Genomic DNA, 22,965 nt, shown 5'->3' with positions numbered 1-22,965 from the left:
CATGCGCCTGCGCGAGTACCTGAACGCCATCATCCGCAGCGCCTCCATGCGCTGGATGGGCCTGGCCGTCATCGTCGGCCTGGTGTCGGGGCTGTGCGCCGTGGGGTTCTTCACCGCCGTGGAGTATGGGCAGCACCTGCTGCTGCACGGCCTGGCCGGGCAACCCATGCCCGCCCCGGCGGGCGAGAGCCTCTTCCACATGCCCGCCGGGCCGCCGCGGCCCTGGCTCATTCCGCTGCTGACCACCGCCGTGGGCCTGGGCACGGGCTGGCTGGTGGCGCGCTTCATCCCCGAGACCATCGGCGGCGGCACCGACGGCACCGACGCCATGATCGACTCCTTCCACAACAAGGAAGGGCGCATCCGGCCCCTGGCCGCGCTCATCAAGGGCACCACGGCCATTTTGACCATCGTCACCGGCGGCAGCGCGGGCCGCGAGGGGCCCATCTCCCAGGTCGGCGCGGCCGTGGGCTCGTGGCTGGCCACCAGCCTGCGCCTGTCGGCCAAGGAGCGGCGCATCCTGCTGCTGGCCGGGGCCGCCGGGGGCCTGGGGGCCATTTTCCGCGCGCCCCTGGGCGGTGCGCTCACCGCAGTGGAGGTCATCTACCGCGAGGACTTCGAGGCCGAGGCCGTGCTGCCCTCGGTGGTCTCCTCGGTGGTCGCCTACTCGCTGTTCACCTTCTTTTTCGGCACGGACCCCATCTTCGGCATTCCCGAGTTCCGTTTCCACAACGTGGCCGAACTGCCTTTCTACGTGGCCCTGGCCTTTTTCTGCTCCTTCACCGGCTGGGTCTACATCCGCACCTTCGAGTTCGTGAAGTTCCGCATCTTCACGCCCCTGGCCTCGCGCGCGGGGGTCATCCTGGCCATGGGCCTGGGCGGCGCGGCCATGGGCCTTTTGGGCATGATCTTCCCCGAATTGCTGGCGGGCGGTTACGGCTGGCTGGAGCTGGCCATCAAGGGCGAACTGGCCGTGGGCGTCATGGCGGGAATCCTGCTGGGCAAGATCGTGGCCACCTCGGTGACCATCGGTTCGGGCATGTCCGGGGGCATGTTCGCCCCGGCGCTGTTCGTGGGCGGCATGTCCGGCGGGGTGGTCGGCGCCCTGGCCAACCGTTTTTTCCCCGACATCGTGACCCAGCCCGGGGGCTACGTGCTGGTGGGCATGGCGGCCTTCTTCGCCGGGGTGGCCAACGCGCCCATCGGGCCGCTGATCATGGTCTGCGAGCTGACCCAGGGTTACGGGCTGCTGGCGCCGCTGATGCTGGCCAGCGCCCTGTGCATCCTGCTGGGCAAGAGCACCTCGCTCTACGAGCATCAGGTGGAGAACAAGTTCGAGTCCCCGGCGCACCTGGGCGACATGACCATCAACGTCCTGGAGTCCCTGCGGGTGGAGGACTACTTCGTGCCCGGGCGGGTCAGCACCCTGGAGGAGGGCACGACCCTCAAGGCCATCACCGACATCATGGCCAACTCCAACGAGCTGTATTTCCCGGTGCGCGGGGCGGACGACACCCTCACGGGCATCCTCGGGGTCAAGGACATCCGCAAGGTCATCTTCGAGACGGCGCTGTTCGATCTGGTCGTCGCCAGCGAAATCGCCGGGCCCCCGGCCACCCTGCTGCCTTCGGACAACCTCTACGCCGCGCTGCTGCGCTTCGTGGACACGGGCTACGGCCAGATCCCCGTGGTCCGGCCGAACGACCCCACGTGCATTCTGGGGCTGCTCAACCGCGAAGACGTGTTCCAGGCCTACCGCGCCGCCGTGGCCGCCCTGCACGGCGAGGAAGCGGCGGCCTAGCCCCCGGCGCCGCGCGCGCCGCCCTCCCCTACGACACCCGCCCGCCCGGCCGGATCAGCCCGCCCGCCGGGCGCTGCCCGCGCGGCCCACGATGCCGGGCCGCACCTGGCATTTGACGCGGATGGTCCGGCCCACGGTGCGCGAGTCCTCGACCATGTTGAACGCGCCGGATTCGGTGATCTCCGGCTCGGCGCCCTCCAGGTCCGCCCCCAGGGCGCGGAGGTGCCCGGCCAGGGCCCGGCGCACGTCGGCCTCGGCCTCGGCCAGGGCATAGCTGCGCGGCACGGCGCGGTCCACGTCCAGGGCCGGGATGAGCATCCGGCCCTTTTGCGTGTCGGCGAACAGTTCGGCCTCCAGGGTGGTGCGCGTCAGCGCCGCGCCGATGGCGTTGGCCACGGCGTGGTGCTCGGGCAGGCGCACGTCCAGCCCCGAGGCCCGGGCCAGCAGCGGCGCCAGGGCCTGGGCCGGGCCGCCCATGACGTAATGGCGCACCGGGCGGACCTGCCGCCCGCCCAGCAGCTCGCGGATGGTGTACACGGGTTTGGTGTTGATCTCGTCCACCAGGTCGCGCGCGGCGGTCAGGATGGCGGCCACGGCCGCGTCAACGGCCTGGCGGGCCAGTTCGTCGGCGGTCAGGCCCCGGGCCGCGCCCAGCTCGGCCAGCCCCCGGCGCGAGGCCTCCACGTCGCCGAAGGCGCAGGCCCCGGTGACGTTCAGGGCGTCGGTCAGTGCCGGGCCGCAGGGCTGGTGCCCTTTCCCTCCGGCCCGTCCGGCCTGTGCGCATGTCGCCAGGGCCGGGCCGCGCCGGTCGGGCCCCACGGTGACCCCCGAGGGCCCCAGGCGCAGGGCCGAGTCGCCGCCCACGCCGATGGAGCGGACCTTGAGGGCGCCGACCAGGGTCGGATACGAGCCCACGGTCATGCCGTGCTCCTCGATGACCGGGGAGCCGTCGGCGAACACGGCGATATCCGTGGTCGTGCCGCCCACGTCGAGGATCACGCAGTCGTCGCGGATGTCGCACAGGGCGATCATGCCCATGACGCTGGCCGCCGGGCCGGACAGGATGGACTGCACCGGCAGGGCGCGCGACAGCTCCAGGGGCATGGTGCCGCCGTCGGCCTTGAGCACGTTGATTTCCGCCGCCTCCAGGCCGAAGTCGGCCACGCTCTCCTGCACGGCCCAGGCGAAGTCGTTGTACAGCCGCCAGACGGCGCTGTTGAAATAGGCCGTGGCCAGGCGCCGGGGGAAATTGAGCACGCCGGACAGGGTGTGGCCCTGAGTCACGTGGTCGGCCCCGGCGTCCTGCCCCGGGCCTGTGGTCAGCGCCTCGGCCATGGTCTGCTCGTGGGCCGGGTTGCGCGTGGAGAATTTGCCCACCGTGGCGAACACGCGCACCCCGGCCCTGCGCATGGCGGCCACGGCGATGCTCAGGGCCACGTGGTCCAGGGGGGAGACCTCGGTGCCGCGATGATCCACCGAGCCGCCCAGTACGTGAAAGTGGCCGCCCGTGCGGTGGTTTTCGGGGTCGATGCCCGGCCCGGCGGCCACCAGCACGCCGACTTCCTCGGTCTTGCCTTCGACGATGGCGTTGGTGGACAGGGTGGTGGACAGGTTCACCCGGCGCACGGCCCCGGGGGCCACCCCGGGCAGCACGGCGGCCAGGGCCGCGCGTACGGAGTGCAGGAGGTTGTCGTGGTCCGTGGGCACCTTGGCCTCGGCCACGACGCGGCCCTGGTCCAGCACCACGGCGTCCGTGTGCGTTCCTCCGACATCGATTCCAAGCAGCATGGCCCTCTCCCGCGCGTGCGCCGACACGGCCCGGGCGGGCGCCCGGGCCGTCATGGGCCATAGTGCATACCAAGACGCGGCCCAAGTCAAACCCCTTTCCGGCCAGCGGTCGCGGGGCGGCGGCGAACGGCCCTTCGGGGTCGGACGCACCGCGCCGGGCCAAGCGGAGCCGGATCAGGCCAAGCGGGGACGGGGGCCGGGAGAACGCGGGAGCCGGGAGGCGGAATCAGGCCGCGGGAGTGGAATGCAGGGTCAGGACGGCGACCTCGGGCGGGCAGTTCACGCGCACGGGCACGGTGACGCCGATGCCGGTCGAGGTGAACACCTGGCGCTCGGTGCCCTCCACGCGGCGCAGGCCCCGGGGATACCGGTGGGCCAGCAGGGGCAGGATGGGCGCGCCCAGGAAGGGCAGGCGCACCTGCCCGCCGTGGCTGTGCCCGGAGATCTGCAGGGGCAGCATGTGGCCCGAGGTCTGGGCCAGGAAGTCGGCGTAGTCCGGCTCGTGGACGAGCACGAAGGCCATCTCGTCCTCGGGCACGCTGCGCAGGGCGCGGTAGTGGTCGGCCAGGCCCTCGGTGGCCGAGTCCAGGCCCACAAGGCGCATGGTGGCCGCGCCGTAGGCGACGCTGCGCGACTCGTTGACCAGCAGGTCCACCCCCGCGCGGCCCAGGGGCACGGCGCTCTTGCGCAGGTCCAGATGGTGGTCGTGGTTGCCCGGGCAGGCGAAGACGCCCAGGTTGGCGATGAGGTCCGACAGGGCGTCGGCGCAGGCCTCGGCCTGGGCCGGGGTGTCCTGGAAGAAGTCGCCGGGCAGGACGACCATGTCCGGATGCAGGGAGTTCATGATGCCCACGGCGTCGGACACGAATTCCGGGGACACGAAGTCGCCCACATGGAAGTCGGACATGACGCCCACGCGCAGGCCCTCCAGGGAATGCGGCAGCCCCGGGACGGGCACCACCATGGAGTTGACCACGATGCGGCTGGGAGCCACCAGGGCGGCATACTGCGCGCCGACCCCCGCGACGCAGGCGCACCCGGCCAGCCCCAGGAATTTCCTGCGGGTCATGCGCGGGGAGAACGGCTCGGCGTCGATGTCGTAGGGGGTCATGATGCGTTCACTTCCTTGAGGAAAGGGCGTGTCCTGTCTGGCTTCCGGGTTTTGGGGAACTGGGGCGGCGCGGACGGCGGGGCGCCTAGGCGCCGTGGAGCCCGGCTCGGGCCGGGCGTGGCAGGCGCCGCCGGGCGGCGGGCTCCTGCGGGCCGCGTGCGGGCGTGTCGCCAGGCCGCCCCCCTGCGTGGGAGACGGGCTGGCAGGGCCCGGGCTGCGGCAAGATATGCGACGGATGCTCGATGTCCATGTGCAATTCTCCACACCGACGACGGCAAGCGAGATATGAGCCCGATTTCCGGCGTCGTCAATGGGAGTGCAAAGAATTATTTGGACCGTAGCACCTGTTTCGGGCGCGGGCAATGCCCCCCGGCCTTTACCATACCCGGCGACCTCTGATATCGTATGTTCATTGCGGCCTCCCGCCCGCGCCCGGGGCCTCGTTGTGCCCCTCCCGGCCGGGCGCGCCACACAGGTCAGACTCCACGCACAGGACCCTCAGGATATGGACAAGACGCCGCTTCAGGCTCCGGCCGCCCCTCCGGCCTCCGACCGCGAGGCCTTGCTCGAACGTCTGCTGGCCGCCGCCCGGGACCAGGCCGCCGCCGCGCGGCGCTACCAGTTCATCGCCGACTCCTCGCGCGATTTCATGACCCTGGTGGCCCGGGACTATCGCTACGAGGCGGCCAACGCGAGCTATCTGGCCGCCGTGGGCCTGCGCCCCGGGGAGCTGGCCAGGCGCTCCGTGGCCGACATGTGGGGCGAGGAGGTCTTCCTGCTGCACATCCGGCCCAGCCTGGATGCGGCCTTCGCGGGCCAGACCGTGAGCTACGAGGCCTGGTTCGACTTCCCCCGTCTGGGCCGGGGTTTCTGGAAGGTCATCTTCGCGCCCTACCGCGACGAGTCCGGCGCGGTGACCCACGTTTCGGTGGTTTCCCACGACCTGACCGAGCGCCGCCTGGCCGAGGAGGCCCTGCGCCAGTCGGAAAGCAAATACGAATCCATCGTCGAGAGCCTGCCCGACATCGTCTACCGCCTGGACGGCGAAGGGCGCATCGTGTTCATCAACGGCGCCGTGCGCCGCTACGGCTACGAGCCCACCGAACTCACGGGCACGCCCCTGCTCGACCTGGTGCACCCCGACGACCGCGAGCGCGCCGGCCGCCGGGTCAACGAACGCCGCACCGGCCAGCGCCGTACCATGAACCTGGAACTGCGCCTGCTGACCCGCACGGGCGGCGCCGTGGACCTCGAAATCCGCACCGTGCCCCCGGTGCTGTCCTTCCTGGCCGAGGGCGTCTACTCCTCCCCCGTGCCGGGGCCGGAGAGCTTCGCGGGCACCCAGGGCCTGGCCCGCGACATCACCGAGCGCAAGCGCATGGAGGAACTGGCCGGTGAGCGCACCGCCCTGTACCGGGTCATCTTCGAACACTCGGCCTCGGGCATGCTGGCCATCGCCCGCGACGGGACCATCGAACGCATCAACCGCAAGCTGAGCGCCATCGTCGGCTGGACCGAGCGGGACGTGACGGGCAGGCCGTTCATCGATTTCGTCGCGCCCCACAGCCGCGAGGCCGTGCTGGCCAGCCGCGCCCGGCGCCTGGGCGGCGCCCGGGAGCCGGAGGAGTACGAACTGGACGTGATCCACCGCGACGGGCATCCGGTTTCGGTGCTCATCCAGGTCGGGCTGCTGCCCGAGTCGGGCACGGCCATCGTCTCGGTCATGGACATCACCGAGCGCAAGAAGACCGAGGAGGCCCTGCGCCGCGCCAAGGAGGACGCCGAGCGCGCCAGCCGCATCAAGAACGAGTTCCTGGCCAATATGAGCCACGAGGTGCGCACGCCGCTGAACGGCATCCTGGGCATGGCCGAGTTGACCCTGCTCACGGAACTGACCGGCGAGCAGCGCGAGAACCTGGAGATGATCCGCGAGTCGGGCCGCAACCTGCTGGCCATCCTCAACGACCTGCTGGACATCTCGCGCATCGAGGCCGGGCGCATGCGCCTGGAGGCCGACCGCTTCAGCATGCGCGACGTGCTGCGCTCGGTGGAGAGCACCTACCGCCCCCAGGCCGAGGCCAAGGGCCTGACCCTGGATATCGACATGGCGGGCTGCGCCGGGGGCGACCTGCTGGGCGACGGCGGGCGCATCCGCCAGGTGCTCTCCAACCTGGTGGGCAACGCCCTGAAGTTTACCCCCGCCGGAACCGTCGGCGTCGCAAGCTGGCTGCTGGGCTCGGCGCCCGACATGCCGCCCGGCCTTCCTGCGGACCTGCCCCCGGGGCTGCCTGCGGACCTGCCTGCGGGCTCCTCCCGCAGCACGCCCCTGCGTCTGCTGTTCCGCGTGCGCGATACCGGCGTGGGCATTCCGCCCGAACTGGTGGACATGCTTTTCGAGCCCTTCACCCAGGCCGACGGCTCCTTCACCCGGCGCTATTCCGGCACCGGGCTGGGCCTGGGCATCGTGCGCCGTCTGGTGCGGCTCATGGGCGGGGTCATCGCCGTGGATTCCACGCCCGGCCAGGGCACCACCGTCTGGTTCACCGTTCCCCTGCGCCAAGCCGCGCCCGTGCAGTCCGAGAGCGCCACCGCCCCCCGGCCTCCGGCCCGGGTCCGGGGCCCGTTGCGCGTGCTTGTGGCCGAGGACAACGCGGTCAACCGCGTCTACGCCGAGCGCCTGGTGCGCGAGCTGGGCCATGTGGCCGTGGCCGTGGAGGACGGGCGGGCCGCCCTGCGGGCCCTGGCCGACGGCGGCTTCGACCTCGTGCTCATGGACGTGCAGATGCCCGGCACGGACGGCGTGCAGGCCACGCGCAGCATCCGCGCGGGCGAGGTGCCGGGGCTGGACCCGGCCCTGCCGGTCATCGCCATGACCGCCCACGCCATGAAGGGCGACCGCGAACGCTTCCTGGCCGCGGGCATGGACGATTACGTATCCAAGCCCGTGGCCCCGGAGGAACTGGAGGCGGCCCTGGCCCGCGCCGTGCGCTGAGGCCCGCCTTGTGCCGCCCCGGCACGGCTGCTACCCTGGGCTCAGGAGGCCAGCCATGCAGCCCGAATCCAACGCTCTCGCTTCGCTCCACGACGACATCGCCCGCCTGGGCGCGGCCCTGTGCGCCAGCGGGCGCCTGCTGGCCACGGCGGAATCCTGCACCGGCGGGCTGCTGGCCAGCACGCTGACCGACGTGCCCGGCAGTTCGGGCTGGTTTCAGGGCGCGGTGGTGGCTTATGCCAACGCGGTCAAAAGCGGGGTGCTGGGCGTGCCCGAAGCATTGCTGGCGGCCCATGGCGCCGTGAGCGAACCCGTGGTCCTGGCCATGGCCCGGGGCGCGGCGCGGGCGCTGGGCGCGCAGTGCGCGGTGGCCGTGTCGGGCATCGCCGGGCCCGGGGGCGGCAGCGTGGAAAAGCCCGTGGGCACGGTGTGGATGGCCTTTTTCGTGGACGGCGCCCTGAGCGCGCGGTGCTGGCGTTTCGACGGCCCGCGCCATGCGGTCAAGGCCGCCACCGTGCGCGCCGCCGTGGCCGGGCTGCTGGAGCTGCTGGCCCCGGCCGGGCCCGGGACGGAACCGGAAACGGACGGGGCATGAGTGCCCTGCGGCTGTTTCTGGGCCTGGGTCTGCCCGGGGCGTGGCACGAGCGGCTGGCCGGGCTGGAAGCCGCCCTGCGACCGGGCCTGCGCTCGCGCACGGTCTGGCCGCGCCCGGGCAACGGGCATGTGACTTTGCGGTTTTTGGACGCGGTGGAGGAGGACCGGGTGGCGGCCCTGGGCCGGGCCTTGGGCGGGCTGGCTTTCGCGCCCTTTGCCCTGGGCCTTGCCGGAGCAGGGCGCTTTCCGCCCCGGGGGGCGGCACGGGTGCTGTGGGTCGGCGTGGAGCCGGGCGCGGCGGAACTGGCGGCCCTGGCGGCGGGCATCGACGCGGCCCTGGCGCCCCTGGGCTTCGGGCCCCGGGAGCGGCCCTACAGGCCGCATCTGACCCTGTGCCGGGTCAAGGCCGACGGCGGCGACGCGTGGGATGCGGTGCTGGAAAAGATTGCGCGGGTGTCCTGGCCCGTCCACGGCGTGGATGCGTTCACGCTGTGGCGGAGCGTCCCTGGTCCTGACGGGCCAAAATACACCGCGCTCGCCGGATTCGGGGCCACGTCCGTGTGGCGGCCGTCCGGCGGCGCCGGCGCCGGGGGCGGCGCCGGTTTCGGGGCTACGCCAGGTAGTCCCCGCGGTTGAACTTGATGCGCTCGGTTACGGCCAGGATTTCCATCTCGTCCACCACTTCCTGGAGGCCCGGGGCTTCGGAGCCCAGGCCGGGGTAGCGGTCCTTGATGGCGGCCACGCCCTGCTCGATGTTTTCCAGCACTCCGTTGGCCTGGCGCAGGTTCAGGCTGGCGGAAGGCTCCTGGAGTTGGGCGGCGTACTCTTCCCATTCGTTCATGAGGGTGTCCAGGCTGTCCATGACGCTTTGCCCCGAATCAGAGTTCTCGCCGGTTCCGGCGGCCGCCTGGGCCGCGAGGACCATGGTGGACAGGCCCGCACCCGGAGGCGGGGCCACGGACTGCGCCGCGCCCTGCTCCTCGGCCTTGCCGACCTCCCTGGCGAGCAGGTCTCCGAACCCGGCGTCCGCCTCGGCGGCACGCCTGGCCCGGGCCTGTTCCTGTTCGGTGGCCCTGATCGAATCAGGATGGATCTTCATGATGCACTCCTATCCTGCGGTTTCCCGGAGCAAAGCAAGAAGTCTGCCAACTTTTCAGAACGCCCAACATGCTGGAATCAAAAGCTTTGCCCTTTGCGGAGGCGGCAGGATTTTCCCGGTGCCCGCGCGCCGGACCGCCAGGCCGGGGCAGGTGGCCCCGGTGGGGGCTTGGCCCGACCATGCCCGATACTACGCAAGAAAAAAACCCTTGTCTAATGGCGGGGCAGGCGCTAGAGCTTGAATGTAATGCCTTTACAACGTTCCGGTTTTGCCTTCGGCGTGCCGGAACCAACACCCGGGTCGCCCCGGGCAGACAAACGGAGGAAACCATGCCGGACATCAAGAAGATCCTGTGCGCGGTGGACTTCTCCGACTCCAGCCGCATCGTCGCCGAATACGCCGCCTCCCTGGCCGGCAAGCTGGGTGCCGAGGTGGTCGTGCTCTACGTCGCCCCCTCGCTGACCCAGTACGTGGGCTTCCATGTCCCGCCGTCCAGCATCGAGAGCTTCGTGGGCGGCATCGTCGATGGCGCCGAGCAGACCATGGAGAAGTTCATCGCCGAGCACTTCCAGGGCATCTCGGCCGCGGGCAAGGTCACCACGGGCTACGCCGCCGAGGAGATCCTCACCGTGGCCCAGGACAACGGGGTGGACATGATCGTCATGGGCACCCACGGCCGCAAGGGCATCGACCGCATCCTTTTCGGCTCCGTGGCCGAGAAGGTCGTCAAGAGCGCGCCCATTCCCGTGTTCACCGTCCGCCCCGAATAGCGCGGCGGCCCCTGCCGGAACCCTTCCCGCCCGGACCGCGCCAGCGGCCCGGGCGGAACCGTCTGGCGGGCCCGCCCGCCTGGAAAACCGTTGCGCCCGGCCCGGGGATGGGTCACCATCGGCCCAGCCCATCGCACAGGAGCCTCCATGCACGTTCCCCAGCGCCAAACCCGCATCGCCGACCTGCTGCGGCGCCTTGCCGCCGCGCCGCCCCAGGTGCTGCTGCTCGAAGGCGGCGACGCCGCCGAGCGCGAGGCCCTGGGCCTGTTCTGGGCCGCGCTGCTCAACTGCGCCGGGCCCGAGGCGCCCTGCGGCGCCTGTCGCTCCTGCGTGCAGGTCCGCGACCGGGTGCACCCGGATCTGGTGCTCTTCGACGGCGGGCAGGACAAGATCAAAATCGAGGACGTGCGCGAGTTGCGGCCCCTCTTGGGGCAGGCCCCGCGCGGCGACGGCACGCGGGTGGTGATTTTCCACGAGGCCCAGGAGCTGACGCCCCAGGCGGCCAACGCTCTGCTCAAGTCCCTGGAGGAGCCGAGCCGCAGTACGGTCTTCGCGCTGCTCGCGCCTCAGCGCGAGTGGCTGCTGCCGACCCTGGTTTCGCGGAGCTGGACTTTGACCCTGGCCTGGCCCGGGGAGCCCGGGGCGGACCCGGCCCTGGGCGAATGGCTGGACGCGCTCATGGAATTCTGGCGCACGGGGCGGGGCTGGTTCCGGCGCACGGGGGTCAAGGGCGCGGTGGACAAGCATCTGGCCATGGCCCTGGTCCTGGCCCTGCAACGCGAGGTGGTCCACACCCTGCGCGGGCAGCCCCAGGGCCCCGTGGCCCAGGGGTTGCTCAAGCTCACCCCCGGGCGGCTGAAGCGCCTGGACCTCGCCCTGGCCCACGCCCAGGACGCCCTGTCCCTGCCCACGCCGGTGAATCCGGCCCTGGTCCTCGACTGGCTGGCCACTCACGTGCACAAGGCCCTGCGCGCCCCGGCCTGAGCCGGGCCGCGCGGCGTCTATCCGTTGTCGGCCACGATCTCCAGCAGGTAGCGCCCGTAGTGCGTCTTGGCCAGGGGCGCGGCCAGGGCCTCGAGCTGGGCCAGCTTGATGTAGCCCATGCGCCAGGCGATTTCCTCCACGCAGGCGACGATCACGCCCTGGCGCTCCTGCACGGCCTGCACGAAATTGCCGGCCTGGAGCAGGGACTCGTGGGTGCCCGTGTCCAGCCAGGCCAGGCCGCGCCCGAAGAATTCGGCCTTGAGGTCGCCCCGGCGCAGGTAGACGTTGTTCACGTCGGTGATTTCCAGCTCCCCGCGCGGCGAGGGCTTGAGCCCCCGGGCGATCTCGACCACGTCGTTGTCGTAGAAGTACAGCCCCGTCACCGCGTAGCGCGACCGGGGCCGGGCGGGTTTTTCCTCGATGCTGACCACGTTGTGCAGCGCGTCGAACTCCACCACGCCGTAGCGCTCGGGGTCGCGGACCTTGTAGCCGAAAATGATGCCGCCCTTCTCCAGCCGGGCGCAGGCCTGCAACGTCACCGACAGCCCGTGGCCGTAAAAGATGTTGTCCCCCAGCACGAGGCAGACCGTGTCGCCGCCGATGAACTCCTCGCCGAGCACGAAGGCCTGGGCCAGGCCGTCGGGGCTGGGCTGGACCTTGTATTCCAGGCGCAGGCCCAGGTTCGCGCCGTCGCCCAGAAGTTCGCGGAAGCGCGGCAGGTCCTGGGGCGTGGAAATGACCAGGATGTCGCGGATGCCCGCCAGCATGAGCACCGACAGCGGGTAGTAGATCATGGGCTTGTCGTAGATGGGCAGAAGCTGCTTGCTCACCGTGAGCGTCAGCGGATACAGCCGCGTGCCCGAGCCGCCCGCAAGGATGATGCCTTTCATGAAGACCTCGTGCGTGGTGCGTTGTTTTACTTCGCCTGCGTCTTGGGATAGGGGTTTTCGTGCGCTCCCCCGCGGGCGGCGCGCCCCGGGGCGCTCGCTCCCCGCGCGCAAGACCGCTTCCCGTGCGGAAGCTATCCCATTTTCCGACAATGGCAAACCCCCGGCGCCCCGGCGCCACAGGCGGAGACCCCATGCGACCGCAACTGCAATTCCCCCTGGTGTTCGTGGCCCTGCTGGGTTTCGTGGGCGCCCTGGTGCTCCTGTTCATCCTCGTCCAGGTCGGGCTGGTGACCCTGGCCTTCGCCAAGCTGGGCCTGACGCCCGGCCAGGGCTTCGCCCTGCTTTTCGCCACCCTGCTGGGCAGCGGCGTGAACATCCCCGTGGCCGAAACGGGCCATGTGGTCAAGCGCCCGGTGCTGCGCGCCTTTCCCGGCTTCGGGCCCTTCGGCGTGAGCACCGAGGCCGAACTCGTGCCCCAGGTCGTGGCCGTGAACCTCGGCGGCTGCATCATTCCCTGCCTGCTGTGCCTGTACCTCGTCAGCCGCATGGGCTCCTCCGCCGGGTTGCTGCTGGCGACCGGCGCGGTCACCGCCCTGTGCTACGCCCTGGCCCGGCCCATCCCCGGGCGGGGCATCGGCATCCCCGTGCTGTTGCCGCCCCTGGCCACGGCCCTGGCCGCCCTGATCCTCGCCCCGGCGGACCAGACCGCCCCCGTGGCCTACGTCGCGGGCACCCTGGGCACCCTGCTCGGCGCGGACCTGCTGCACCTGGCCACCCCGCGCACCCGCCGCGTCCTCGACGCCGCCGTGCTCTCCATCGGCGGCGCGGGCACCTTCGACGGCATCTTCATCACCGGCATCGTGGCCGTACTGCTGGCCTGAGTCCCCAAAGGAGCCCCGCCATGGACGAGACCTTCGCCCCCGTCGCCCTCACCGCGCCCGCGGCCCTGACCCTGGCCTCCGGCCAGATCGTCCTGGCCGCCCCAGCCGCCGCCGGGCTGCCCGGGCTGCACTGCGCCGCCGCCACCTGCGCCCTGCCGACGGGCACCCGCCTGACCATCGCCCCCCAGGGCCACGGCTTCGTGGTCGAGGCGCGCCTGGAGCTGCCCGGCCCGGACATGGCCCCAACCCCCGCCCTGGCCCTGCGCTCCACCGCCGCCCTGACGCTGGCCCCCGGCGCCCTGCCCTGCACCGCCGCACGCCCCGGGCTGGCCCTGGCCGTCGTCATCCTTTCCGACAAGGGCGCCGCAGGCCTGCGCGAAGACAAATGCGCACCCATTATTCTTGCGCGTGCCGCCGCCGTTCTGCCCCTGGGCCACGTCCGGACCTGGATTATCCCCGACGACCCCGCGCGCCTGCGCGCCCTGCTGACCGACCTCTGCCTGACCCAGGGCTTCGACCTCGTGCTGACCAGCGGCGGCACCGGCGTGGGCCCGCGCGACACCACCCCCGAGGCCACCCTCGCGGTCATCGACCGCCGCCTGCCCGGCTACGAGCGCGCCATGACCGCCGCCTCCCTGGCCGTCACGCCCCACGGCGCCATCTCCCGCGCCGTGGCCGGAACCCTGGGCCGCAGCCTGATCGTCAACATGCCCGGCTCGCCCAAGGCCGTGGCCGAAAACCTCGACCCGCTGCTGCCGACCATCGTCCACACCCTGAAGAAGCTCCAGGGCGACCCCACCGACTGCGCCCAGGCCTGAGCCCCGGGCCGCAGTGCCGGGCCCCGTTCGCCAGCCCCGCAGGCCTTGAGCCCGCGCAAGGCCACGAAAGCGCGGCGGGGCGAAGGCGCGCGCCTCCCCAGGAGGCTGCCGTCCGGGCTTGACAAAACCGCCTATGCGCATATGATGCATGCATGGATGACTTCGCCGCCGTTCTCAAGGCCCTGTCGGATGGGACCCGCCTGCGCATCCTGAATCTGCTCGGCACGGGCGAATTGTGCGTGTGCGACCTTATGGCCGTGCTGGGCATGCCCCAGTCCAAGGTGTCGCGGCACCTGGCCTACTTGCGCGGGGCGGGCTGGGTCGTGGGGCGGCGTAGCGGCAAGTGGATGCACTACCGGCTGCGCGGCGGCGGGCCGGGAGCGGAGCGGGACGACACGCGCGGCGCCCTGCTCGACGCCCTGCGCGAACACCCGCAGGCCACGGGCGATCTGGAACGTCTGAACGCGCACCTGCGCGCCAAACAGGGCCGATCCTGCCGGTAGGCCCCGGCAACGGAGCAACGCCATGACCGACACCGGCGCCAAGCGGCTGTCCTTTCTGGATCGGTTTTTGACCCTGTGGATATTCCTGGCCATGGCGGTGGGGGTGCTGGGCGGCTACCTGCTGCCCGGCGTCAAGGACGTGGTCAATTCCTTCCAGGTGGGCACCACCAACGTGCCCATTGCCGTGGGCCTGATCCTGATGATGTATCCGCCCCTGGCCAAGGTCCGCTACGAGGAACTGGGCCAGGTGTTCCGCAACGGCAGGGTGCTGGCCCTGTCGCTGGTCCAGAACTGGGTCATCGGGCCGCTGCTCATGTTCGGGCTGGCCCTGGCCTTTCTCTCCGGGTACCACGAGTACATGGTCGGACTGATCCTCATCGGCCTGGCGCGCTGCATCGCCATGGTCATCGTCTGGAACGACCTGGCCCGGGGCGACACGGAGTACTGCGCGGGACTGGTGGCGTTCAACTCCGTGTTCCAGGTGTTGTTCTTCCCGCTCTACGCGTGGTTCTTCATTTCGGTGCTGCCCGGGTTTTTCGGGGTCCGGGGCGCGGTGGTGGACATCACCATGGCCCAGATCGCCGAGAGCGTGTTCATCTATCTGGGTATTCCCTTCCTGGCCGGGATGCTCTCGCGCTTTGCGGGGCTACGCCTCAAGGGCCGCCTGTGGTACGAGAAGACGTTCATCCCCGCCGTGAGCCCGCTGGCGCTGGTGTTCCTGCTGTTCACCATCCTGGTCATGTTCTCGCTCAAGGGCGAGTACATCGTGCAACTGCCGCTGGACGTGCTGCGCGTGGCCGTGCCCCTGTGCATCTATTTCCTGGCGATGTTCCTGGTCTCGTTCTGGCTGTCGCTCAAGGTCCGGGCGACCTACGAGCAGGCCACGACCCTGTCGTTCACCGCCGCGTCCAACAATTTCGAGCTGGCCATCGCCGTGGCCATTGCCGTGTTCGGCATCGATTCCGGGCAGGCGTTCGCGGCGGTCATCGGGCCGCTGGTGGAGGTTCCGGTGCTCATCGCCCTGGTGGGCGTGGCCCTGCGCTTCAGGGCCCGGTTTTTCCCCTACGCCGTGAATACCCCGCGCGGGGTGTGCCACGTGAGCTGCAAGCCCGCCGCCTAGGGGCGGCACCCGGAGGCGGCCATGATGCGGATACTTTTCCTGTGTACGGGCAACTCCTGCCGCAGCCAGATGGCCGAGGGCTGGGCCCGGCACCTGCGGGCGGGGGAAATCGAGGCCTATTCGGCCGGAATCGAGCGCCATGGGCTGAATCCCCTGGCGGTGCGGGTCATGGCCGAGGCGGGAGTGGATATCTCGGGGCAGGTGTCCAAGACAGTGGACGAGTTGCCCGCAGTGGAGTTCGACGTGGTGGTGACCCTGTGCGGCCACGCCAAGGAGACCTGCCCGTACTTTCCGGGGCGGGCCCGGCGGGTGCATGCGGGCTTCGACGACCCCCCGGCCCTGGCACGCGGCGCGGCCGACCCCGAGGCGGCCCTGGCTCCCTACCGGCGCGTGCGCGACGAGATTCGCGCCTTCGTGGCCGGGTTGCCCGCCAGTCTGGGCCGCTCCTGATCCGTTCCTGCTGCGGACGGCAAAGCGGAGAGGGACGGCCATGGCCGTCCCTCTCCGTTTTTTTCGTCTTTGGCTCCGCAGCGGAGGCTGCGGCCCCGCAGGCGCGGCCTACAGCAGGCTGATGAGCATGCGCGTGCCGACCAGGAAGAGCAGCAGGGCGAAGACGCGCTTGAGCCTGTCCACAGGCAGGCTGTGGGCCAGACGCACGCCCAGGGGCGCGGTGAACATGCTCACGGCGACGATGCCCACCAGGGCCGGGAAGTAGACGTAGCCCAGGGAATACTCGGGCAGCCCGGGGGTGCCCAGGCCGTTGACGATGTAGCCCACGGTGCCCGCGATGGCGATGGGGAAGCCGATGGCGGCCGAGGTGCCGATGGCCATGTGCACCGGGACGTTGCCCCAGATCATGAACGGCACCGAAAGGGTGCCCCCGCCGATGCCCACGAGGCTCGACACCACGCCGATGACCGCGCCGACGCAGAACAGGCCGATTTTGCCGGGCAGGGTGCGCGAGGGCTTGGGTTTCTTGCCGGTGAACATCTGGAAGGACACGTAGTAGAGGAAGACGACGAAGAAGCCCTTGAGGAACGAGGAGGACAGGTTGGCGGCGATGATCGAGCCGCCGTAGGTGCCCACCAGGATGCCCAGGACCACGCCGCGCACGATGCTCCAGTCCACGGCCTTGCGGCGGTGGTGGGCCATGAAGCTGGAGACGGAGGTGAAGATGATGCTGGCCATGGAGGTGCCCAGGGCGAGGTGCATGATGGTTTCGGGGTTGAAACCCTGGAGGTTGAAGCAGAAGACGAGCATGGGCACGATGACGAGCCCGCCGCCGACGCCCAGAAGTCCGGCCAGGACTCCGGCCACGGCGCCCACGGCGCAGTAGAGGGCGATGGTGGTCAACATGAGGGGTGCTCCTTGGGAAAGAGTTCGGATTGCACGGCGTCCAGGTGCTCTTCCATGGCGCGGCGCGCCGCCGCCGCGTCCTTGCGCTCCAGGGCGGAGATGATGCGCAGGTGGAAGGTCGGGGAGTCCGCCTTGCGGCGGGTGGTGCGCAGGTGCCGCTGGCGGGTTTCCGCCAGGGTGTCGTTGAGGGTTTCGAGCATGGCCAGCAGGGCCTGGTTGCCGGTGATGCGGGCCAGGGCGAGGTGGAAGGCGGCGTCGATGCCCGTGTCGTCGCCGCCTTCGAGGAGGGCGCGCTGCTGGTCGCAGATGAGGATCTTCAGGGCGTCGATGTCCTTGCGGGTGGCGCGTTGGGCGGCCAGGGCGGCCACGCCGGGCTCCACCACGCGGCGCAGTTCGAGAATGTCGCGCAGGCGGTGGCGCTGGGCGTCCAGGGCCTGGGCGAGCTGCCCGGGCCGACTGGCGCAGACGTAGGTGCCGTCGCCGTGGCGGCTTTCCAGCAGGCCTTTTTCGGCCAGGGTGCGCACGGCCTCGCGCACGCAGCCGCGCGATACCTGGAAGGTTTCGGCCAGGGCGCGCTCGGGCGGCAGGCGGTCGCCCTCGCGCAGCTCTCCGGCCTCCAGCATGGCGTGCAGCCTGCGGGCGACCTCCTGATAGCGCGGCGGGGCGGATTTTCCGGCGGACATCGGTCCTACCAATCTCCTCTGAAATAAATTGGTCCTACCAATACGCCCGGCGGCGGCTATAGTCAAGCCTGTTATGCTGCGGGTACGCAATAAAAAACCGGGGCGGGCAATGTGCCCGGCCCGGTGGTGGCGTGTTTCCTGCGCCGCCCGCAAAGGGCAGTCCGCTTTTTGCTGCGGCCTCCCGTTTCGCCGGGGGCCCGCTATTCGTTCTTTTTCAGCGAGCGAGCCCAGCGCAGCACCTCGGCCACGGGGCGCACGAGGTCGCCGGGGATGTAGGCGTGCTCCTGGGCGTCGGCGTAGAGGCTGCGCGCCAGGGGCACGTTGCGCATGATGGGGATGTTCTCTTCCTTGGCGGCGGCGATCATGCGCTGGGCGGTGGGGCCCTCGCCCTTGGCCAGGACGATGGGCAGGGGCGTTTCGCCCTCCTCGTAGTAGATGGCGATGGCCAGATGGGTCGGGTTGGTGATCAGCACGGTGGCCTTGCGCGTGCTCTGGGCCGCGCCGCTGCTGAGCATCTCCTGGTGCAGGCGTTTGCGCATGGCCTTGACCTCGGCGTTGCCTTCCATCTCCTTGTACTCCCGTTTGACCTCGTCCTTGCTCATCATGAGCTGCTTGTTGTGCTGCCAGCGCTGGAACAGGTAGTCCAGGGCGGCGATGACGACCATGACGGCGACCACGGCCACGGCGATGTCCCACAGCAGGGCGCCGATGGCGGAGTAGGCGCCGCCAAGGCCCACGCGGGGGATGGCCTGCAGGGGCACCAGGGAGTTCTTGACCGCGACCCAGACCGCCACGCTGATGGCCACGACCTTGATGCAGCTCTTGAGGAACTCCACCAGGCCCTTGATGGAAAAGACCTTCTTGAACCACTGCTTCGGGCTCAGGTTTTCGAGCTTGGGGATGAGCGCCTTGGGCGTGATGAGCACGCCGACCTGGGCCAGGTTGCAGACCAGCCCCAGGGCCATGACCAGGACGACCACGGGCAGCACGATGCGCGCGATGTCCAGCAGCACGGCGAGCATGGTCGGGTAGAATATCTCGTCGAAGGGGCTGTTCATGACCTTGAGGGGAATGTGGAACAGGTCCACCAGGGTGGAATAGAAATAGTCCCACAGGCCGAAGAGCACGCCGAAGAGGGCGGCCGTGGTGGCCATGGCCGGGATTTCCTGGCTCTTGGCGACCTGGCCTTCCTCGCGCGCGTCGCGCAGGCGTTTCGATGTCGGTTGCTCGGTCTTTTCGCTCATGGCCGCCCTCGGGTCAGAGTCCCGTTCCCGGCAGCAGCCCGGCGAAGGGCTGGCCGAAGGTCTTGTCCAGGGTCATGTGCAGGGTCGGAATGTGAGCCATCAGTTCGAGCAGGATGTAGCACAGCGGGAAGAAGTAGAGGAACAGCAGCACGGCGGTGATGGCGCTCTTCACGCCCATGGAGAGCACGAAGACGTTAAGCTGCTGGGCGAAGCGGTTGATGAGCCCCAGGCAGAAGTCGCTCAGGAAGCAGACGATGACCAGCGGCGCGGCCAGCAGCACCACGTAGAGGAACAGCGTGCCGAACTGCCGGGCGAACAGCAGGGGGAAGGAAAGGTCCGTTGGCCAGGGCAGCAGCTCGCCCACGGGCCACAGCACGTAGGTGCTGAAGAGCATGCCCAGAAAGGCCACGAAGCCGCCGCCGGTGTAGAACAGGAAGACCATGGTCTGGAACAGCAGCGAGCCCGTGGGGGAGGTCTGGTCCTGGGACATGGGGTCGCTCATCTGGGCCGACGAGCCGCCGCGCTGGTTGTCGATGAAAAAGCCCGCCGACTCCACGGCCCAGAACATGATGCTGACCAGATAGCCCAGGGCCAGGCCGATGAAGATTTCCTTGGCCATGAGGGCGATGATGAACAGGGTGGTTTCGTCGGGGGTGCGCGTGGCGCCGATCTGCTCGAAGGTCGGCAGCAGGGGGAAGAGGAACGCGGACAGGGGCAGGGCCAGGGTCATGCGCAGGGCGCCGGTGACCACGCCGCCGCCCAGGAAGGGCACCACGGTGAACAGGGCGACGATGCGCGGCAGGCCCAGGGTGATGGCCGTGAGCAGGTTTTCCATGCCCACTTCGCGCAGGAAGGCGTCCAGCCCGTTCATGGCGCCCCGGTCAGCGGATGATGGAGTTGAAGTTGGTGAAGATCTCGTCGCCGTAGGCCAGCAGCTCGCCGCCGAACCATCCGGCCATGACCAGGATGGTCAGGGCCACGGCGATGAGCTTGACGCCGAAGCTCAGGGTCTGCTCCTGGAGCTGGGTCACGGCCTGGATGAGGCTCAGGAGCAGCCCGACGATGGAGCCGACCACGATGGGCGGCAGGGAGAGCATCAGCACGAGGTACAGCGCCCGGGATGTGTAGTTCAGTGCGGCCTGGTCCATGGGCTCCTCCTAGAAGCGGATGCGGCCAATGGGATGCACGGAGACCTCGGGGGTCAGCTCCTGGTAGGAGACCACGGCGAGGTCGTAATAGTCCTTCTCGATGAGCTTGCGCAGGTAGCGGCGGATGTCCATGGACGCCAGGACCACGGGGAGCTGCTTGCGCTTGCTGTAGTCGCCCGCGGCCTTGCCCAGGCCGGCGATGATCTTCTTGGCCTTTTCGGGGTCCAGGGCCAGGAAGGCGCCCGCCGAGGTCTGGCGGATGGACTTGCGGATTTCCTCCTCCACGGTGGGGTCGAGCAGGATGACCGCCAGCAGGTTGGTTCCGCCGGTGTATTTGTAGCTGATCTGGCGGCGCAGGGCGGCGCGTACGTACTCGGTGAGCTGCACGATGTCCTTTTCCTTGGGCGCCCATTCCACGATGGCCTCGAAGATGGCCCGCAGGTTGCGGATGGAGACGCTTTCCTGCACCAGCCGCTGGAGGACCTCGCCGGTCTTCTGCACGGGCAGCAGGCGGGCGGCCTCGCGCACCAGCTCGGGGTACTGCTCCTCCATCTTGTCCATGAGGTACTTGGTTTCCTGGAGGCCGAGGAACTCCGAGGCGTTGCGCGCGAGCACCACCGAGGCGTGGTAGGTCAGCACGCGCGAATGGGCCATGGTCGAGAACCCGGCCTGCTCCAGCTTGGGCACGGCGGATTCGGGCACCCACACCGAAGGCACGTCGGGCAGGAAGTCGTCGGTGCGCTCCACGTCCACGCCGAGCATCTGCAGGGTCTTTTCGCTTTCGCGGGCGATGACCTTGCCGGGCACGAGGCGGCCCTGGGTCACGGGAATTTCGTGCAGCAGCAGGGTGTAGGAGTACGATGGCATGGTTTCGCTGGGCCGGATGGTGATGCCCGGGAAGGGCACGCCCAGGTCGTAGTAGAGCACCCGGCGCAGGGTGATGATCTCGTCGTTCAGGTCCTCGAAGCGCAGGGACCCGCCCAGGTCGGCGGCCACGTCGAGCAGCAGGGGCACGGTGGGCGCGAATTCGTCGCGCACCTGGCGCTGCTTGCGCTTGCGCGGGGCCACGGTGGGCGCCAGGGTCTTTTGCAGCTCCTGGCCCTGGTCGATGGCCACGGGCATGGAGCCCATGCGCCCGAGCACGAAGCCCACGCCGCTGATGATCAGCGCCAGGGTCATCATCTGCGGCTTGGGGAAGCCGGGGATGAGCGAGGCCAGGAAGAGCAGCCCGCCCGCGATGAGCAGGGCCTTGGGCTGGTCGAAGATCTGTTCGCCCATCTGGCTGCCCAGGTGCTCGGCGTCGTCGCCGGAGGTGCGGGTGATCAGGATGCCCGCGCCGATGGAGATGAGCAGCGAGGGAATCTGGGACACCAGACCGTCGCCGATGGTCAGCACGCCGTACTTCTGCAGGGCGTCCCCGGCCTTCATGCCCATCTGGGTGATGCCGATGGTGATGCCGCCCAGGATGTTGACCACGGTGATGATCATGCCCGCGATGCTGTCGCCCTTGACGAACTTCATGGCGCCGTCCATGGCGCCGTACATCTGGCTTTCCTGGGCCAGGCGGTCGCGCCTGCGCTGGGCCTCGCCCTGGTCGATGGCGCCCGCGCGCAGGTCGGCGTCGATGCTCATCTGCTTGCCGGGCATGGCGTCCAGCGAGAAGCGCGCGCCGACCTCGGCCACGCGCTCCGAGCCCTTGGCGATGACCAGGAACTGGACGATGGTGATGATCAGAAAGACCACGGCGCCGACCACGAAGTTGCCCTCGACCACGAAGGTGCCGAAGGTTTCGATGATCTGGCCCGCGTCGCCCTGGAGCAGGATGAGCCGGGTGGTGGTGATGTTCAGGGCCAGGCGGAAGAGGGTGGTGAACAGCAGGACCGTGGGGAAGACCGAGAAGTCCAGGGCCGTGCCGACGTACATGGCCATCATGAGCACGATGAAGGAGATGCCGATGTTGAGGGACAGCAGGCTGTCCACCAGCGGGGTCGGCATGGGGATGATCATCAGCCCGATGATGGCCACCAGGAAGGCGGCCAGGGTCAGGTCGTTGTTGCGGGTGATGAAGTCCACCGCGCGCTGGGCCGTCCGGGCGAAGCTCATTGTTGTGCCCCCACGAGGTAGAAGTATTCGTCCAGGGCGGCCCGGCTTTCGCTTTCGCGGCCCAGGTGCCACAGGGCCTTGGCCTTGAGCAGCAGCAGGGGCGCGTCGGCGGTGCCGGCCATGGGCCCTCCGGTGTAGGGCCCCAGCAGGAACAGGGCCCGCTCGTACTGCTCCTCCAGCAGGGCGATGCCCGCCAGGAACTTGCCCGTGCGGTCCTCGGCGGGGCAGGCCCGGGCCATGGCCTCGAGGATGGTCCTGGCCCGGGCGGTGTCGCCCAGGCGGACGTAGAGGTACACGAGCATGAACAGGGCATCGCGCTGGGCGCGGGTCAGCATGGCCTAGCCTCCCAACACCAGCGAGCAGTACATGCGCAGCAGGTCGTTGTCGTCGGTGAATTCCCTGAGCATGGCGTCCAGGGCCGGGTCGCCGGTGGCGGCGTGGAGCTTTTCCAGGCCTTCCTGCACCTCGCGCGGGAAGCGTTCGGGCGAGGCGGTGTCCGGGTCCTCGGGGGTGACGCGCAGGTAGTCGTCGAGCATGCTTTCCAGGTTGTCGCCGTCGTAGATGCCCAGATCCTCGCGGGCCTTGGCGGCGCGCAGGGCGGGGCTCACGCGGTTGCGCGACTTGAGGGACAGCGGCTCCTGGCGCGGGGAGCCCACGCCGGTGATGCCCACCGAGGGTGCGAACAGGGATATCTTGCCAGACATGCGGGTGCTACGCTCCGGTCTTGTCCAGGGTTTCAAGGAGATAGGGCACGACCTGGGCCAGGTGCCCGGCGGCGATCTGGTGCTTTTCCAGCCGCGCGCAGACCACGAGCACGTCGTCGCGCAGCAGGCCCACGCGCAGGCCGTGGCGCGGCTGGGCGCTCTCGTGGCACAGGGCCAGCCCCCGGGTCAGGGCCTCGGGCACGTGCCCGGCCGACCGCCGCGCCATGCTGACCAGCAGCGCGTCGTCGTGGCGCTCCAGGAACAGGGAGCCCCGGTCGCCCACGTTCAGGGTACACAGGCCGTTGGCGTCCAGGTCCAGCCCGCCGAGGCCGAGCTGCCTGCCCAGGTCGTCCACCGCCTTGCGAATGTGCATGGG

Annotated in this window: 24 protein-coding genes; 11 read left to right on the top strand and 13 right to left on the bottom strand. The window is 69.8% G+C overall.

What is annotated here, in order from left to right:
• The first annotated feature begins 1 nt into the window (after position 1).
• The gene (locus ACZ5KV_RS07430; RefSeq protein ID WP_464241708.1) at positions 2-1,801 is read left to right on the top strand and encodes a chloride channel protein; all 1,800 of its coding nucleotides are present in this window, start codon (positions 2-4) and stop codon (positions 1,799-1,801) included.
• 54 nt (positions 1,802-1,855) lie between these two features.
• Here ACZ5KV_RS07430 and ACZ5KV_RS07425 read toward each other — a convergent pair whose 3' ends face one another.
• Together ACZ5KV_RS07425 and ACZ5KV_RS07420 are read right to left on the bottom strand one after the other, a co-directional pair.
• Complete coding sequence (locus tag ACZ5KV_RS07425; protein ID WP_464241707.1) at positions 1,856-3,589, bottom strand: hydantoinase/oxoprolinase family protein; 1,734 nt, start codon at positions 3,587-3,589, stop codon at positions 1,856-1,858.
• A gap of 226 nt (positions 3,590-3,815) precedes the next feature.
• A complete protein-coding gene (locus tag ACZ5KV_RS07420; protein ID WP_464241706.1) occupies positions 3,816-4,700 on the bottom strand; it encodes a metallophosphoesterase in 885 nt (294 codons plus the stop codon).
• A gap of 505 nt (positions 4,701-5,205) precedes the next feature.
• Between ACZ5KV_RS07420 and ACZ5KV_RS07415 the strand changes: the two genes are divergently transcribed.
• Genes ACZ5KV_RS07415 through thpR form a run of 3 tightly spaced genes read left to right on the top strand, consistent with a single transcriptional unit; the run spans position 5,206 to position 8,922 of the window.
• On the top strand, positions 5,206-7,692 hold the full coding sequence (locus ACZ5KV_RS07415; protein WP_464241705.1) for a PAS domain S-box protein: 2,487 nt from the start codon (positions 5,206-5,208) through the stop codon (positions 7,690-7,692).
• A 55-nt stretch (positions 7,693-7,747) separates the two neighbouring features.
• Positions 7,748-8,287 carry a CinA family protein gene (locus ACZ5KV_RS07410; RefSeq protein WP_464241704.1) on the top strand — a complete coding sequence of 180 codons (540 nt, stop codon included), beginning with the start codon at positions 7,748-7,750 and terminating at the stop codon, positions 8,285-8,287.
• Positions 8,284-8,922 (top strand): RNA 2',3'-cyclic phosphodiesterase, encoded by a 639-nt coding sequence (gene thpR, locus ACZ5KV_RS07405; RefSeq protein WP_464241703.1) that lies wholly within the window; start codon positions 8,284-8,286, stop codon positions 8,920-8,922. Before ACZ5KV_RS07410 ends, thpR begins: the two co-directional genes overlap by 4 nt.
• On the opposite strand, the gene ACZ5KV_RS07400 is transcribed toward thpR, so the two are convergent.
• Positions 8,897-9,385, bottom strand: a complete 489-nt coding sequence (locus ACZ5KV_RS07400) for a hypothetical protein (protein WP_464241702.1) — start codon at positions 9,383-9,385, stop codon at positions 8,897-8,899. The two genes, thpR and ACZ5KV_RS07400, sit on opposite strands and share 26 nt — an antisense overlap.
• 329 nt (positions 9,386-9,714) lie before the next feature.
• Here ACZ5KV_RS07400 and ACZ5KV_RS07395 point away from each other — a divergent pair, with 329 nt between their 5' ends.
• Together ACZ5KV_RS07395 and ACZ5KV_RS07390 are read left to right on the top strand one after the other, a co-directional pair.
• Positions 9,715-10,155: a universal stress protein gene (locus ACZ5KV_RS07395; RefSeq protein WP_464241701.1), complete on the top strand. Its 441-nt coding sequence runs from the start codon at positions 9,715-9,717 to the stop codon at positions 10,153-10,155.
• A 147-nt stretch (positions 10,156-10,302) separates the two neighbouring features.
• Entirely contained in the window at positions 10,303-11,139 is an 837-nt protein-coding gene (locus tag ACZ5KV_RS07390; protein WP_464241700.1) for a DNA polymerase III subunit delta', read from the top strand.
• 17 nt (positions 11,140-11,156) lie between these two features.
• On the opposite strand, the gene rfbA is transcribed toward ACZ5KV_RS07390, so the two are convergent.
• Positions 11,157-12,029 carry a glucose-1-phosphate thymidylyltransferase RfbA gene (gene rfbA, locus ACZ5KV_RS07385; protein WP_464241699.1) on the bottom strand — a complete coding sequence of 291 codons (873 nt, stop codon included), beginning with the start codon at positions 12,027-12,029 and terminating at the stop codon, positions 11,157-11,159.
• A 191-nt stretch (positions 12,030-12,220) separates the two neighbouring features.
• Here rfbA and ACZ5KV_RS07380 point away from each other — a divergent pair, with 191 nt between their 5' ends.
• The 5 genes from ACZ5KV_RS07380 (at position 12,221) to ACZ5KV_RS07360 (ending at position 15,801) form a co-directional block, all read left to right on the top strand.
• Positions 12,221-12,910 (top strand): DUF1614 domain-containing protein, encoded by a 690-nt coding sequence (locus ACZ5KV_RS07380; RefSeq protein ID WP_464241698.1) that lies wholly within the window; start codon positions 12,221-12,223, stop codon positions 12,908-12,910.
• 20 nt (positions 12,911-12,930) lie between these two features.
• The gene (locus tag ACZ5KV_RS07375; RefSeq protein ID WP_464241697.1) at positions 12,931-13,728 is read left to right on the top strand and encodes a MogA/MoaB family molybdenum cofactor biosynthesis protein; all 798 of its coding nucleotides are present in this window, start codon (positions 12,931-12,933) and stop codon (positions 13,726-13,728) included.
• 152 nt (positions 13,729-13,880) lie between these two features.
• Positions 13,881-14,231 carry an ArsR/SmtB family transcription factor gene (locus tag ACZ5KV_RS07370; RefSeq protein WP_464241696.1) on the top strand — a complete coding sequence of 117 codons (351 nt, stop codon included), beginning with the start codon at positions 13,881-13,883 and terminating at the stop codon, positions 14,229-14,231.
• A gap of 22 nt (positions 14,232-14,253) precedes the next feature.
• A complete protein-coding gene (gene arsB, locus ACZ5KV_RS07365) occupies positions 14,254-15,351 on the top strand; it encodes an ACR3 family arsenite efflux transporter (RefSeq protein ID WP_464241695.1) in 1,098 nt (365 codons plus the stop codon).
• A gap of 21 nt (positions 15,352-15,372) precedes the next feature.
• Positions 15,373-15,801 carry an arsenate reductase ArsC gene (locus ACZ5KV_RS07360; RefSeq protein ID WP_464241694.1) on the top strand — a complete coding sequence of 143 codons (429 nt, stop codon included), beginning with the start codon at positions 15,373-15,375 and terminating at the stop codon, positions 15,799-15,801.
• A gap of 108 nt (positions 15,802-15,909) precedes the next feature.
• Here ACZ5KV_RS07360 and ACZ5KV_RS07355 read toward each other — a convergent pair whose 3' ends face one another.
• The 9 genes from ACZ5KV_RS07355 to ACZ5KV_RS07315 all read right to left on the bottom strand — a co-directional run bounded on the left by ACZ5KV_RS07355 (position 15,910) and on the right by ACZ5KV_RS07315 (position 22,962).
• Positions 15,910-16,707, bottom strand: a complete 798-nt coding sequence (locus ACZ5KV_RS07355) for a sulfite exporter TauE/SafE family protein (RefSeq protein WP_464241693.1) — start codon at positions 16,705-16,707, stop codon at positions 15,910-15,912.
• A complete protein-coding gene (locus ACZ5KV_RS07350) occupies positions 16,701-17,390 on the bottom strand; it encodes a FadR/GntR family transcriptional regulator (protein WP_464241692.1) in 690 nt (229 codons plus the stop codon). The genes ACZ5KV_RS07355 and ACZ5KV_RS07350 overlap by 7 nt, the downstream gene beginning before the upstream one ends.
• Positions 17,391-17,590: 200 nt before the next feature.
• Positions 17,591-18,634, bottom strand: coding sequence for a type III secretion system export apparatus subunit SctU (sctU, locus tag ACZ5KV_RS07345; RefSeq protein WP_464241691.1), 1,044 nt, complete (start codon positions 18,632-18,634; stop codon positions 17,591-17,593).
• 13 nt (positions 18,635-18,647) lie between these two features.
• Positions 18,648-19,505, bottom strand: coding sequence for a type III secretion system export apparatus subunit SctT (gene sctT, locus ACZ5KV_RS07340; RefSeq protein ID WP_464241690.1), 858 nt, complete (start codon positions 19,503-19,505; stop codon positions 18,648-18,650).
• Between the two features lie 10 nt (positions 19,506-19,515).
• Positions 19,516-19,782, bottom strand: coding sequence for a type III secretion system export apparatus subunit SctS (gene sctS / locus ACZ5KV_RS07335; RefSeq protein ID WP_464241689.1), 267 nt, complete (start codon positions 19,780-19,782; stop codon positions 19,516-19,518).
• A 9-nt stretch (positions 19,783-19,791) separates the two neighbouring features.
• The gene (gene sctV, locus ACZ5KV_RS07330; protein WP_464241688.1) at positions 19,792-21,885 is read right to left on the bottom strand and encodes a type III secretion system export apparatus subunit SctV; all 2,094 of its coding nucleotides are present in this window, start codon (positions 21,883-21,885) and stop codon (positions 19,792-19,794) included.
• The gene (sctY, locus tag ACZ5KV_RS07325; protein WP_464241687.1) at positions 21,882-22,220 is read right to left on the bottom strand and encodes a type III secretion apparatus assembly chaperone SctY; all 339 of its coding nucleotides are present in this window, start codon (positions 22,218-22,220) and stop codon (positions 21,882-21,884) included. The genes sctV and sctY overlap by 4 nt, the downstream gene beginning before the upstream one ends.
• A gap of 3 nt (positions 22,221-22,223) precedes the next feature.
• Positions 22,224-22,589: a type III secretion apparatus assembly protein SctX gene (gene sctX, locus ACZ5KV_RS07320; protein WP_464241686.1), complete on the bottom strand. Its 366-nt coding sequence runs from the start codon at positions 22,587-22,589 to the stop codon at positions 22,224-22,226.
• 7 nt (positions 22,590-22,596) lie between these two features.
• Positions 22,597-22,962: a CesT family type III secretion system chaperone gene (locus ACZ5KV_RS07315; protein WP_464241685.1), complete on the bottom strand. Its 366-nt coding sequence runs from the start codon at positions 22,960-22,962 to the stop codon at positions 22,597-22,599.
• Positions 22,963-22,965 lie beyond the last annotated feature (3 nt).

Source organism: Desulfocurvus thunnarius (assembly GCF_055390965.1).
The sequence above is the reverse complement of the archived record's forward strand: the minus strand, read 5'-3'. Positions and strand labels throughout refer to the sequence as shown.

What these genes read in the sequence shown, in the direction of transcription:
- ACZ5KV_RS07430 (WP_464241708.1), top strand. Translation starts at nt 2, where the DNA reads ATGCGCCTGCGCGAGTACCTGAACGCCATCATCCGCAGCGCCTCCATG.
- ACZ5KV_RS07420 (WP_464241706.1), bottom strand. Translation starts at nt 4,700, where the DNA reads ATGACCCCCTACGACATCGACGCCGAGCCGTTCTCCCCGCGCATGACC.
- rfbA (WP_464241699.1), bottom strand. Translation starts at nt 12,029, where the DNA reads ATGAAAGGCATCATCCTTGCGGGCGGCTCGGGCACGCGGCTGTATCCG.
- ACZ5KV_RS07355 (WP_464241693.1), bottom strand. Translation starts at nt 16,707, where the DNA reads ATGTTGACCACCATCGCCCTCTACTGCGCCGTGGGCGCCGTGGCCGGA.
- ACZ5KV_RS07375 (WP_464241697.1), top strand. Translation starts at nt 12,931, where the DNA reads ATGGACGAGACCTTCGCCCCCGTCGCCCTCACCGCGCCCGCGGCCCTG.
- sctS (WP_464241689.1), bottom strand. Translation starts at nt 19,782, where the DNA reads ATGGACCAGGCCGCACTGAACTACACATCCCGGGCGCTGTACCTCGTG.
- sctU (WP_464241691.1), bottom strand. Translation starts at nt 18,634, where the DNA reads ATGAGCGAAAAGACCGAGCAACCGACATCGAAACGCCTGCGCGACGCG.
- sctX (WP_464241686.1), bottom strand. Translation starts at nt 22,589, where the DNA reads ATGTCTGGCAAGATATCCCTGTTCGCACCCTCGGTGGGCATCACCGGC.
- ACZ5KV_RS07315 (WP_464241685.1), bottom strand. Translation starts at nt 22,962, where the DNA reads ATGCACATTCGCAAGGCGGTGGACGACCTGGGCAGGCAGCTCGGCCTC.
- ACZ5KV_RS07395 (WP_464241701.1), top strand. Translation starts at nt 9,715, where the DNA reads ATGCCGGACATCAAGAAGATCCTGTGCGCGGTGGACTTCTCCGACTCC.
- arsB (WP_464241695.1), top strand. Translation starts at nt 14,254, where the DNA reads ATGACCGACACCGGCGCCAAGCGGCTGTCCTTTCTGGATCGGTTTTTG.
- sctT (WP_464241690.1), bottom strand. Translation starts at nt 19,505, where the DNA reads ATGAACGGGCTGGACGCCTTCCTGCGCGAAGTGGGCATGGAAAACCTG.
- ACZ5KV_RS07360 (WP_464241694.1), top strand. Translation starts at nt 15,373, where the DNA reads ATGATGCGGATACTTTTCCTGTGTACGGGCAACTCCTGCCGCAGCCAG.
- ACZ5KV_RS07410 (WP_464241704.1), top strand. Translation starts at nt 7,748, where the DNA reads ATGCAGCCCGAATCCAACGCTCTCGCTTCGCTCCACGACGACATCGCC.
- thpR (WP_464241703.1), top strand. Translation starts at nt 8,284, where the DNA reads ATGAGTGCCCTGCGGCTGTTTCTGGGCCTGGGTCTGCCCGGGGCGTGG.
- ACZ5KV_RS07415 (WP_464241705.1), top strand. Translation starts at nt 5,206, where the DNA reads ATGGACAAGACGCCGCTTCAGGCTCCGGCCGCCCCTCCGGCCTCCGAC.
- sctV (WP_464241688.1), bottom strand. Translation starts at nt 21,885, where the DNA reads ATGAGCTTCGCCCGGACGGCCCAGCGCGCGGTGGACTTCATCACCCGC.
- ACZ5KV_RS07400 (WP_464241702.1), bottom strand. Translation starts at nt 9,385, where the DNA reads ATGAAGATCCATCCTGATTCGATCAGGGCCACCGAACAGGAACAGGCC.
- ACZ5KV_RS07380 (WP_464241698.1), top strand. Translation starts at nt 12,221, where the DNA reads ATGCGACCGCAACTGCAATTCCCCCTGGTGTTCGTGGCCCTGCTGGGT.
- sctY (WP_464241687.1), bottom strand. Translation starts at nt 22,220, where the DNA reads ATGCTGACCCGCGCCCAGCGCGATGCCCTGTTCATGCTCGTGTACCTC.
- ACZ5KV_RS07370 (WP_464241696.1), top strand. Translation starts at nt 13,881, where the DNA reads ATGGATGACTTCGCCGCCGTTCTCAAGGCCCTGTCGGATGGGACCCGC.
- ACZ5KV_RS07350 (WP_464241692.1), bottom strand. Translation starts at nt 17,390, where the DNA reads ATGTCCGCCGGAAAATCCGCCCCGCCGCGCTATCAGGAGGTCGCCCGC.
- ACZ5KV_RS07425 (WP_464241707.1), bottom strand. Translation starts at nt 3,589, where the DNA reads ATGCTGCTTGGAATCGATGTCGGAGGAACGCACACGGACGCCGTGGTG.
- ACZ5KV_RS07390 (WP_464241700.1), top strand. Translation starts at nt 10,303, where the DNA reads ATGCACGTTCCCCAGCGCCAAACCCGCATCGCCGACCTGCTGCGGCGC.